Annotated in this window: 11 protein-coding genes; 4 read left to right on the forward strand and 7 right to left on the reverse strand. The window is 45.8% G+C overall.

Annotated elements, in window-relative coordinates; genetic code table 11:
- Positions 1-283: 283 nt before the first annotated feature.
- Positions 284-1,432: an iron-containing alcohol dehydrogenase gene (locus MHN09_RS15815; RefSeq protein WP_039217142.1), complete on the forward strand. Its 1,149-nt coding sequence runs from the start codon at positions 284-286 to the stop codon at positions 1,430-1,432.
- On the opposite strand, the gene MHN09_RS15820 is transcribed toward MHN09_RS15815, so the two are convergent.
- The 7 genes from MHN09_RS15820 to MHN09_RS15850 all read right to left on the reverse strand — a co-directional run bounded on the left by MHN09_RS15820 (position 1,429) and on the right by MHN09_RS15850 (position 9,033).
- Positions 1,429-2,196 (reverse strand): DUF1080 domain-containing protein, encoded by a 768-nt coding sequence (locus MHN09_RS15820; RefSeq protein WP_239241387.1) that lies wholly within the window; start codon positions 2,194-2,196, stop codon positions 1,429-1,431. The genes MHN09_RS15815 and MHN09_RS15820 overlap by 4 nt on opposite strands.
- Before the next feature lie 65 nt (positions 2,197-2,261).
- On the reverse strand, positions 2,262-2,879 hold the full coding sequence (locus MHN09_RS15825) for a gluconate 2-dehydrogenase subunit 3 family protein (RefSeq protein WP_239241388.1): 618 nt from the start codon (positions 2,877-2,879) through the stop codon (positions 2,262-2,264).
- A complete protein-coding gene (locus MHN09_RS15830) occupies positions 2,879-4,564 on the reverse strand; it encodes a GMC family oxidoreductase (RefSeq protein WP_015066066.1) in 1,686 nt (561 codons plus the stop codon). The genes MHN09_RS15825 and MHN09_RS15830 overlap by 1 nt, the downstream gene beginning before the upstream one ends.
- A 44-nt stretch (positions 4,565-4,608) precedes the next feature.
- Positions 4,609-5,538: a TIM barrel protein gene (locus MHN09_RS15835; RefSeq protein ID WP_239241389.1), complete on the reverse strand. Its 930-nt coding sequence runs from the start codon at positions 5,536-5,538 to the stop codon at positions 4,609-4,611.
- Positions 5,531-6,748 carry a nucleoside permease gene (locus MHN09_RS15840; protein WP_239241390.1) on the reverse strand — a complete coding sequence of 406 codons (1,218 nt, stop codon included), beginning with the start codon at positions 6,746-6,748 and terminating at the stop codon, positions 5,531-5,533. The genes MHN09_RS15835 and MHN09_RS15840 overlap by 8 nt, the downstream gene beginning before the upstream one ends.
- A 26-nt stretch (positions 6,749-6,774) precedes the next feature.
- A complete protein-coding gene (locus MHN09_RS15845; protein WP_039217156.1) occupies positions 6,775-7,842 on the reverse strand; it encodes a sugar phosphate isomerase/epimerase in 1,068 nt (355 codons plus the stop codon).
- Positions 7,843-7,878: 36 nt separating this feature from the next.
- The gene (locus tag MHN09_RS15850) at positions 7,879-9,033 is read right to left on the reverse strand and encodes a Gfo/Idh/MocA family oxidoreductase (protein ID WP_014978074.1); all 1,155 of its coding nucleotides are present in this window, start codon (positions 9,031-9,033) and stop codon (positions 7,879-7,881) included.
- A gap of 376 nt (positions 9,034-9,409) precedes the next feature.
- Between MHN09_RS15850 and MHN09_RS15855 the strand changes: the two genes are divergently transcribed.
- The 3 genes from MHN09_RS15855 (at position 9,410) to MHN09_RS15865 (ending at position 11,795) form a co-directional block, all read left to right on the forward strand.
- Entirely contained in the window at positions 9,410-10,414 is a 1,005-nt protein-coding gene (locus tag MHN09_RS15855) for a LacI family DNA-binding transcriptional regulator (protein ID WP_239220344.1), read from the forward strand.
- Between the two features lie 54 nt (positions 10,415-10,468).
- A complete protein-coding gene (locus MHN09_RS15860; protein WP_239241392.1) occupies positions 10,469-11,407 on the forward strand; it encodes a sugar phosphate isomerase/epimerase in 939 nt (312 codons plus the stop codon).
- 64 nt (positions 11,408-11,471) lie between these two features.
- On the forward strand, positions 11,472-11,795 hold the full coding sequence (locus MHN09_RS15865; RefSeq protein WP_014947959.1) for a DUF3392 family protein: 324 nt from the start codon (positions 11,472-11,474) through the stop codon (positions 11,793-11,795).
- Positions 11,796-11,807 lie beyond the last annotated feature (12 nt).

Below are 11,807 nucleotides of genomic sequence, written 5' to 3' on the forward strand. Positions count from 1 at the left end.
GCCTATAAAGGTAGTAGAGACTTACTTCAGGAGGCTTGCTGTTTTGCTTTTCCCCCGAAGCGGATGCGCATTTTAGGGAAATGAGCGCTCACGTCAACAAGTATTTTAAAAAAATCCTTATTTTTCGATCGTTTGCATAAACAATGCGCAATACGTTCATAAAAACCACTAATTCACCGTGCTTTTCACGATCTATAAGGTTAGTTAATTGGTAAGTCACGCTGTGTACTATAAATTAATAGAACAGTATTTGAACGTGTACGTGGATTATTGAGGGGTTTGCATGAAGGTTTCTGAATTTAAAACCGCTGGAAAACTCATAACGGGTCTTGGCGCTATTAAAGCCCTCACGGATGAAATGGCGAGATTATCCATAAAGGAATGTGCCATCGTTACTGACAAGGGCGTTTCTTCATCTGGTCTTCTTGACCAACTACTCACACTATTACCCTCTTCACCCTTACTTATTATTGATGACATTCCACCAGAGCCTGAAGTGAATATCATAGAAGATAAGTTAGCGATACTTCGTGAGAAGCAAGTAGACGGAATTATTGCTCTTGGTGGAGGTAGCGCTATTGATAGTGCAAAAGTACTTGCAGCTACATACGATCATACTGGCCCCCTCAGTGAACTCTTCGGAGAAAATACGCTTTCGAAACGTCGTTTGCCTCTTATTGTTATCCCCACTACTGCCGGTACAGGTTCAGAAGTTACCAATATTGCTATCTTGTCAGATCCGATAGCACAGATGAAAAAAGGAATTGTTAGCCACTGCTTGCTACCCGATGTTGCGATCGTTGCACCTGAAATGACAAAAACATGCCCCCAGTCCATTACAGCAGCGAGCGGTATAGACGCATTCGTTCACGCGCTTGAAGCTTATATAAGTGTAAATGCTAGTCCGATAACCGACGCTCTGGCAGAGAAAGCACTCAAGCTTATCTTCAATTCATTACTTCACGCTTATAACAATGGTGAGAACTTATCTGCACGTGAAGATATGGCCACCGGCAGTTTAATGGCGGGTCTTGCGTTTGGAAACGCAGGCGTAGGGGCAGTACATGCCTTAGCTTATCCACTGGGGGGACGGTTTCATCTGTCACATGGCATGAGTAACGCGGTAATGCTACCTCATGTATTGAAAGTTAATGCACCGTTCTGCCAAGACAAACTTTATTGTGTAGCAAAGCTATTAAAGGTATGTGAGCGCCATCACTCAAAAGAGGAAGCAATTAAACTGTTATTAGTTGCTATAGAAAAACTGTGTCGCGACGTAGGCATTCCCGCTTCACTCACCCACTTTAATATTCCACCTTCTTGTGTAGGGGAGTTAGCAGAAGAGGCGAGTAAAGTAACTCGCCTTCTGCGCAATAATCCCAAGCAATTGAGTATTGAAGAGATTGAAGATATCTATCGGCTAGCTTTTTAAAGTGGTCTTACCCACATATTCTTAAAGCTTACTAAGTTGCCGTGATCTTGTAATTGAAGCGGTGCGCATCCGTGAGCTTTGTACTTAGGCGCACCGATCCATTCTGTTGTACCTTGAATTTCAGTATGGTTCTGAACCACTACGCCGTTATGTATTACCGTAACATAGCCTTTCGTTGCTAGTTCTTCACCGTTAAAGGTTGGTGCTTTATATATGATGTCGTAAGTTTGCCATTCGCCAGGCGCCTTCATAGCGTTAACTAAAGGAATGGTTTGTTTATAAACACTTGCCGCTTGTCCATTGGGATAGGTCTTATTCTGATATGAGTCCAAGACCTGAATTTCATATCGCTGCTGCAGGAAGATACCACTGTTATTGCGCTGTTGTCCTTCCATACCTGCTTCTGGCTGTGGCGCTTTCCACTCTACGTGCAACTGAACATCACAGAACTCTGCTTTTGTTTTGATATCGCCTGTTCCTGGCTTCACTGTTAGAACACCGTTTTCCAGCGTCCACTTAGCATCACCTTCCTTTACTGAAGTCCAGTTAGATAGGTCATCACCAATTAAAGAGATGGCATCAGAGGGCACGCCCGCCTTATCAAAAGAAACCACTTCAGGAACAGGTTCCCAAACTTCTGTTTTAGCGGCCCGTTGTTCGCGGGTTAACCGCGATTCGCTTTTCTCAGTATCTGCATCTGTCGTTGCGCATGCAGAAAGTGGCATAAGCAAAGCCACAGTTGAAGCGACGAGTGTTTTATTCATAGTGTCTGTACCTTGTTTTATTCGTTATATAACTGTGTTGTGTTTGGCAGCTCGATAGCGCAGGCTCAGGTGGCCCACGCTTTGTCGCCCTTCTTGTAAGGGAATGCACCGTCGTAGCGTCCAGGAATAGCCACATAACGAAGCACTTTAGTCGCGCCAACTTGAGACGTGAAAAAGCAATAAAGTGTTAGCTGTTTTAATAGCGTAAAGTAGTGAGGGGTTGGCTCATCGGTACCTGGCTCCCACTGACTTGGCTTTCCTGTTTCAACGCCTTGATAAACACCGTTAGCAAGGTTCGCCGCTTTCGCTTCTACATCCAGGTCGTTAAATAAAGCCTCTCGTTCTTGCTTGGTAAGCTGAACAAATTGTTTGTTGAAACGACTTTGACTTAACGAAGATGTTTTCTTAATGCCATCAAGAAAGGTCTTCTGAAGCAAAGGTGTGTAGCAATCGGTTACTAGCACAGCCATTGTGGCACCAACGTTAGCTGCTTTTGCTCCAGGCGTGTCAGTTTGAGGAATGATCACTTCACCCATTTCATTCAGCAAGGCCACATCTTTTTCATTAAACAATGTGTCGCTAAGCGGTACAGCAGGCACATCTGTGTAAGCTAGTACATTACCTGCGAACAATGCTGTGCCTGTAGCAGTGGCTATGAGTTTAAGTAGTTCTCGGCGTTCCATTATAGATTTCCTCGCTTTAACTCTTCTACGGCAAAGTCTGCGGCTCTTGCCGTTAATGCCATGTAGGTCAGTGAAGGGTTAACACAGCTGGCCGATGTCATTGCCGCACCATCGGTCACAAATACGTTCGGTGCATCCCACACTTGGTTATGCGCATTAAGCACAGAGCTTTTTGGATCTCTTCCCATACGCGCCGTGCCCATTTCATGAATGCCCATACCAGGTGCGTAGTCAGCATCCCAGCCTTGAACATTTTTAAGGCCTGCTGCTTCAAACATCTCAATCGCGTCTTGCTGCATGTCCTTGCGCATCTTAAGCTCGTTTTCTTTAATCTCGACATCCATTGCCAGTACTGGTAAGCCCCATTTGTCGGTGACTTTTTTGTTCAAGTACACTTTGTTCTCGTGATACGGAAGAATTTCACCAAAGGCTGTCATGCCTATTGTCCATGGACCAGGCTCGGTTATCGCATCTTTAAGTCCAGCACCTATGCCAAGCTCAGCTATGTCTTTGCGCCAACCTGAACGGCTTGCGCCGCCTTGATAACCAAATCCACGCAGGTAGTCTCGTTTATCACTTCCCCAGTTTCTAAACCTTGGCACATAGAAGCCACTCGGCCTGCGACCGTAGGTATATTTGTCGTCAAAACCTTCAACTTCAGCTGAAGCACCTACTCTAAAGTGGTGATCCATAACGTTGTGACCCAACTCGCCGCTGCTGCTTCCTAAGCCACCGTCCCATACGTCTGTGGCAGAGTTCATCAGTACCCACGCCGAGTTAAGTGCTGACGCATTTACAAAGATGATCTTGCTTTTAAATACATAGGTCTCGTTGGTTTCTGCATCGATAATTTCAACGCCAGTCGCGCGCTTCTTGTCTTTGTCGAACAAGATCTCTTTTACTATTGAGAAAGGTCGAAGGGTTAAGTTACCTGTTTTAACCGCAGCCGGAAGCGTAGAGGCTTGTGTACTAAAGTAGCCACCGAAAGGACAACCCAACCAGCACTTATTGCGGTATTGGCAATGAACACGCCCTTCTTCGGGCTTGCTTTGTGTCATGTTTGAAGTGCGGCCATGCACCATGTGCCGCGCGCCTTCATAGGCCTTTTTCACCCGCGCCGCGACACTTTCCTCTACAATATTCATTGGCATTGGTGGCTGGTATACACCATCAGGCAATACATCTAAGCCATCGCGATTACCACTGATACCCGCGAATTTTTCTACGTAGTCATACCATGGCGCCAAATCGTCGTAGCGAATAGGCCAGTCGACAGCAATTCCTTCTTTAGCATTGGCTTCGAAATCTTCTTTGTTCAAACGGTAGCTTTGGCGTCCCCACAACAGTGAGCGTCCACCTACGTGGTAACCTCTGTACCAGTCGAAGCGCTTGTCTTCGGTATAAGGGTTTTCTTTTTCATTTGCCCACATACCGTACGTTTTTTCATTTAGCGGGTAGTCGCGCTTAAGCACGGGATAATCCACTTTCATTGCTTGAGTAGGCAAGTCTCGGTGAGGAAAATCCCAATCTTCTTTGTGCGCATTTTTATAATCTTTAATGTGCTCGATATTTTGGCCACGTTCTAACATGAGCACTTTTAGGCCCTTCTCAGTTAGCTCCTTAGCAGCCCAACCGCCACTGATACCAGATCCAATAACTATTGCATCATATTCGTTACTCGCCATAACACGTCCTTAAAACTTAATTCGTCGCTGTGCCTGTTCGCACGTTACACATCACAGATATGGATCGCTTGTTGTAGCGACGCTATTCTGTTGGCTTTGGTTTTCGGTGTGGGTATAAACTCTTGTGCTAAGTAGCCTTTAAATCCGGTCTCGACAATGGCTTTAGCAATTGCTTCGTAATTGAGTTCTTGTGAAGCATCTATTTCGTGACGCCCAGGTACGCCGGCCGTATGGTAATGGCCAAAGTACTGATAGTTATCTCGAATAGTTCGGATGATATCTCCCTCATTAATTTGCATGTGGTAGATATCGTAAAGCAGTGAGAAGTGCTTAGAACCTAGGCGTTTGCAAAGTTCTATCGCCCATGCAGAATTGTCGGCCATGTAATCAGGGTGGTCGACTTTGCTGTTAAACAGCTCCATGAAAATCACTACGTTGCGTTTTTCAGCATGAGGTAAAATGCGTTTTAACCCTTTAACCGCATTTTCCAGTCCGTCTTCTCGTGACATGCCTCGGGCATTGCCGCTAAAGCAGATAAGGTTTGTATAACCTGCATCAGCGACCAAATCGATGTGCTTTATATAACGCGCTTCTAGTTCGTCGTGGAGCTCACTGTGAATGAAGCCGTCTTCAAGACTTATCTCGGCGCCGTTACACATAGAAGAATCGATGCCGTACTGTTTTAGCACGGGCCAATCTTCAGGACCAACCAAGTCAATGGCTCCAAATCCTAATTGCTTTACGGTCTGGCACAACTCTTCAATGCTTAAATCGCCGTAGGTCCATCGGCTTACCGAATGGTTTACATTTCCTTTAAGCGGCGTATTCATAGTGTTGCTACCTTTCGTGCCGTTTATACTCGCTATAGCAGGCATCGCAGTGGCTAAACCAGCTGCTGCTAACCCTGTTCCGGCAATGCCTGCCCCTGTCATAGCCATACCTTGAAGTAATTTTCTGCGGGTAATGTTATGCATCTGCGTTCACCTTTTCCTTTCTGAACAGAATGGCGAATAGCACTAACACAACCGCGGCAAACCCTGCTGGGAATAACCAGACCTGCTGCCAACTATGCGCACCGGTTTCCATCGTGTAGGTGTCGGTAATTGCGCCTGCCACTGCAAAGCCCACCAGCATACCTACCCCATATGTCGCTAAGGTAATTAGCCCCTGCGCTGCACTTTTTACGTTTTCTCCCGCCTTTGCATTGGTATAGATTTGCCCTGATACAAAGAAGAAGTCGTAACAAATACCGTGCAGTGCAATACCAACAATAAGCATGAACAAACCTTCGTCAGCGTTTCCGAATGCGAACAGTGCATAACGTACTACCCACGCCGCCATACCTATCACTAACGTGGCTTTAATGCCGAAACGGTTCAAAAATACTGGCAGAGCCAACATGAACAACACTTCGGAAACTTGACCAAGTGTCATTTTGCCCGTTGCATTTTCAACGCCTATTTCCGTAAGGAAAGGATTCGCATTCTGGTAGTAAAACGCCAGTGGAATACAAATAAGTACAGATGAAAGAAAGAATACAAAGAAGTTTTTGTCTTTTAACAGTGCCAACGCGTCCAAGCCAAGAATGTCGCGTATAGTTACCGCTTTACCGCCAGATTGAGGTGGCGTGTTTGGCAGTGTAAAACTGAATACGCCCAACATTAGCGAGGCAACGCTGCACAATAAGAACGTGTTTTTGAGCATACCATCGGCAATAGACTGGGCAGAATCCCATGAGAAGACATAGCTAATCATAAGGCCTGCCACAATCCAGCCGATAGTGCCCCACACACGAACTTTTCCGAACTCTTTGGATGGGTCAACCATTTGCCCGAATGACACTGAGTTAACCAAAGCAAGCGTAGGCATGTACGCAATCATGTAAGCCAACACATAAGGGTAGAAGCTGGCAAAATCATTCGCTTGATACATAAAGTACATAAGCACGGCGCCAACAATATGTAATAAGCCGAGGATCTTTTCTGCATTAAAGAACCGGTCAGCAATAAGGCCCACAATAAAGGGGGCAATGATGGCGCCCCAACTTTGGGTTGAGAAAGCCATGCCGATTTGTCCACCGTTGGCAGACAGGGTATTTGATAGATACGTGCCTAATGTTACAAACCAGCCTCCCCAAATGAAGAACTGGAGGAACATCATCAAACTAAGGCGTAGGGTTATCATAGTTATTGTTATCCTATTGATGGCGCTTAGCGCTCAAGGCCTAAAATACGATTATTCTTCGCTTCACTAACCTCTCCACCAGCAAAGTCGTCAAACGCATATTTGCTTGGCTCGATAATGTGTGAAGCGATAAACGGTGCACCTTCTGCTGCGCCTTGCGCACTGTCTTTTAAGCAGCATTCCCACTCAAGTACCGCCCAACCTGTGAAGCCATACTGGGTAAGCTTGCTGAAAATACCTTTGAAGTCGACTTGGCCGTCGCCAAGGGAACGAAAACGTCCCGCGCGGTCTTGCCAGTCTTGATAGCCGCCGTACACACCGTTTCTACCGTTCGGATTGAACTCAGCGTCTTTAACGTGAAACATTTTGATCCGGCTGTGGTAGCGGTCGATGAAGTCAAGGTAGTCAAGCTGCTGTAAAACAAAGTGACTTGGATCGAAAAGAATATTTGCTCGTGGGTGGTTATCTACCGCTTTTAAAAACTGTTCGAACGAAGCGCCATCGTGCAAGTCTTCCCCAGGGTGAATTTCGTAGCATACGTCAACACCCGCATCGTCGAATGCATCGAGAATGGGTTTCCAACGCTTGGCTAGTTCAGCAAAGCCTTGCTCGACCAAGCCAGCAGGACGCTGAGGCCACGGGTAAACCAAGTGCCACATTAATGCACCAGAAAAGGTAGCGTGAGCTTTCAACCCCAAGCGCTTACTGGCAATAGCCGCACATTTAAGCTGATTAATTGCCCATTCGGTTCGCTCTTGTGGCTTGCCGTGTAAATGCGCCGGCGCAAAGTTATCGAATAACTCGTCGTAAGCGGGATGAACCGCCACTAGCTGACCTTGTAAGTGCGTCGATAGTTCAGTAATTTCTACGCCAGCGTCTTTGCAAATTTTAGCGATGTTGTCGCAATACTCTTGGCTCTCAGCTGCTTTTTCTAAATCAAACAGACTAGGATCGGTAGGTACCTGTATTCCCTTGTAACCAAGCGACGCTGCCCACTTCGCCATATTTTCGAGCGTATCGAACGGCGCTTCTTTTCCCATGAACTGAGCAAGGAAGATAGCCGGCCCTTTTATAGGTTGTTGATTAGTAGCCATAAGCGCTCACCTTTTTCATTGTATGTTTTAATTGCATTACTGCGTTCCTTCCTGACTGACCGACTCCCATTTGGTGTCGCTGTCAGTACTGGCAAGCATGGCATCTATAAATACCATTCCGCGTATGCCTGAATTTATTCCTGGAACGCCATCAGCTTTGCCTTTTTGATTCGCGCGTACCGCTTTAGCAAAATCGGTATACAAGTTTGCCATTGCTTCTAAGTAGCCCTCTGGGTGGCCAGCTGGAACACGGCAACGTGCAGATGCAGCATCACATAATCCAACTTGACCTTGGCCGGCTCTAAACACTTGATAAGGGGCATCAACAGGGCGATAGATAACGGAGTTTGGCTCCATTTGACGCCACTCTAAACCGCCCTTGTCACCGTAGACGCGGATCTTCAACGCGTTTTCTTCACCAGCACATACCTGCGAAGCAATCAACACGCCCGACGCACCCTTCTTAGTTTTAATAAGCGCGGCGCCGTCGTCATCTAAACGACGTCCTTCAACATGGGTGTTTAACTCGCCACATAACGAGGTAACACTGTCGTTTAATACAAACTCAACAAGTCCAAACGCATGAGTGCCGATGTCGCCCATTGCGCCCGTTGCGCCAGAAATTGCTGGATCGGTACGCCACTGCGCTTGCTTATTGTGCGTTTCTTCTTCGCCAGACAACCAGCCTTGCGGATACTCAACATACACTTTTCGAATTTTGCCCAGCTTACCGCTTTCAACGAGATGACGTGCTTGCCAAACCATAGGATAACCAAGGTAGGTATGAGCCAAGCCGTATAGCGATTCACTGGCGTGAATAACATCTTGAAGCTCTTTTACTTCTGCAAAGCTAACGCCTGCTGGTTTTTCACAGAAAACATGAAAGCCCGCCTTAATTGCGGCAAGTGAAATAGGTACGTGAAGATGATTAGGCGTTACGATAACCACAACCTGCATGCGCTGCTGCTCAGGTAATTTGGCTTCTTCTTCTAACATTGACTGCCAGCTATCGTATGTACGCGATGTTGATACGTTCAATGCAGAAGCAGTTCGCGTATTATTTTCTTCGTTGCGGCTAAATGCGCCACACACCAACTGGTAGTTCCCATCTAACCCTGCGGCATGACGATGCACGGCACCGATAAACGCGCCTTCCCCGCCTCCGATCATTCCCATTCGAATTGGTTGCATTGAAATTCCTCTGTGTGCAAACGCACTATTGGTGTTGCTAATGCCACAAAATGTAACCCGTTACATTTTAATGGTCAATACAAAAAACAGCATTTTGTTAATCTAAAGTTTACAAATGGCGAGGTAATACTGGGGCTTTACTACCTTTAACCGCTTATTTCTGCACCAAATTTGAACATAACACTAGCTCAAATTTACATAAATCCTACAAATAACCTTTGACGTTTTAATGAAAGTGCGTATTCTTTTGCTTAAAATGAAAACGGTTACATATTAATTTCACGTAAATTTTGAATTCGCTACCATCGTATAGACCACACCTCTGCTGGGTTAGGTTTACAATGCGCGAGTGAATTAACAAACAACAATAACGTAAATGGCAAATATTAGAGATGTAGCAGATAGTGCCGGCGTATCGGTCGCTACCGTATCAAGAACATTGCAACAACCTGAGCGTGTTTCTCCTAAAACGCGCAATAAGGTGATGGCCGCTGTTCAGGCAGTTGGATATAAACCTAACTTAATGGCAGTTAAGTTTCGTTCGGGAAAAACGCACAATTTAGTGGTACTGGTGCCTACGGTAGCGAACGTATTTTTTGCCCGTGTTATTAGCGGTATGCAGGAAGCGGCAGCCGAACTGGGCTATTCCATTTTACTTGCCAATACGCTTGGTAATAGTGAAATAGAAAGCCATTACGCCAAGATGGTAAGTACTTCTCAGGCTGATGGGCTTATACAGTTACGTGCGCACAACCCATTTGATGCCACGATGATCAACGACAATGGCCTACTTCCCATGGTGAATGCCTGTGAGGTGATTGACGATGGCCAATATCCTGTTGTGTCGTTAGACAACCGTGCAGCAGCCAAAGCAATGACCGAGCACTTAATTTCATTAGGCCATACCCGTATAGCCATGATCAAAGGACCTAATTCAAGCCCGCTTACCCAAGAACGCTTGGTTGGATATAAAGACGCATTAGCGCAAGCCAATATTACCTTTGATGAAAGCTTGTTGTTCCCGGGGGATTTTACATTACAGGCCGGATACAACGCAGGGGAAACCATTAGTCACCTTGAAAATAGACCCACCGCCGTATTTTGTGAAAACGACGAAACGGCTATTGGTGCCATGCAAGCCTTTAAGCAAGCCAACCTACATGTTCCTAATGACATATCGGTGGCAGGTTTCGATGACATTGCGTTTTCAGCATTTGTCGACCCACCGCTAACCACTATTGCCCAACCTGCAGAAGAATTTGGTAGAACGGCGGTTACGCTACTGGTGGACCTTCTTAACGGAAAAATTCGCAAAGCCCCCAAGGTTATTATGCCGTTTGAACTTATTGTGCGAGAGAGCACGGGCAAAGCTTTGGGTTAATTGATGATAGCGATGCGTCATCACCTATGTACCACTACAGAAAAGGAGCAAGCAGTGAATTTAAGTAAAACAAACTTAAGTAAGACAGCTATTTTAGACGCGGCCAGTAATATTGGCTCTGGCGTTTCAAGACGACAGTTTATTAAATATTCATCTGGTTTACTGGCGGCTATGAGCGCTCCTGCTGTTTTGGCGCACGGGCATGGTAGTGATAAAGGAGCTATGATGAAGGGCATGCACAAAAGTGCTGTTGGTCTGCAGCTTTACACGCTTAGAGATATTATGAAAGTAAGTGTGCCGGCTACGCTTAAACTGGTTGCAGATGTTGGTTATTCGGAAATGGAATTTGCAGGCTACTTTGACCACAGCGCAAAGGAAATTAAGCAACTGCTTGATGACAATGGCCTTACTGCGCCTTCGGCTCATATTCAGTTAGACGCGTTCGATACTAACCTGTCACAAATTTTAGATGACGCACAAACCGTTGGTCACAAATACTTGGTAGTTCCTTGGCTTAGCGAAGCCCAACGTGGTACAGGCATTGCGCCATACCAAGCCCTTGCCGATAAGCTAAATACCATTGGTGAAGCGTGTAAGAAGGAAGGTATTACTCTTGCCTACCACAACCACGATTTTGAGTTTGAAGTACGTGACGGTAAAACACCATTAGACGTACTTATAACTCAGACCGACCCAGACCTTGTTGCCATGGAACTGGATTTATACTGGGCGGTAAAAGCAGGTAAAAACCCCGTTGATTACTTTAAGCAGTACCCAGGCCGCTTTAAACTTTGGCATGTAAAAGATTTGGCTGAAGACGGCAGTTTTGCTGATGTGGGCACAGGCACCATTAACTTTAAAGAGATATTCGCGCACGGCAAATTAGCCGGTATTGAACATAAATTTGTAGAGCGCGATCAGACCACCGACCGCATTGCCACTATTGAGCAAGGCTTTAGAGCAGTAAGCGCACTTAATAAAGGCGTTAGCTAACGCTTTTGACCTTACCGTGGTTATAATGGGCACACAGTAAAAACGTCATAATAGTAGTAATTTTATGAGTGAACTTTTCAGTGCCCTTTCTCGCGCATTAAGCCCCTATTACACCGAAATGAGCATTATGCTTATGGCCACTATTTTAGTGGTGTACGGCGACCTGATTAATGGCCATGTAAAACGCATACTGGCACCTTACCATTTCACCATTCGCGTTAGTTTGTTTGTAGTTCTGTGTGCCTTTGGCTATGGCGCACTAACTTTGTACGGCGCACCGTTCTTAAAACACACCCTAGCCTACTTGCCCTGGCAGTACCAAGGTGCAGGCTATGTGGCATCGTTTCTATTGATTGGCTTTTTGGCTGAGAGACGTAGGTATATTTAGTTCTTTTAGATA

The sequence above is a fragment of the Alteromonas sp. MmMcT2-5 genome, from assembly GCF_022348315.1.
GTDB lineage: Bacteria > Pseudomonadota > Gammaproteobacteria > Enterobacterales > Alteromonadaceae > Alteromonas > Alteromonas macleodii.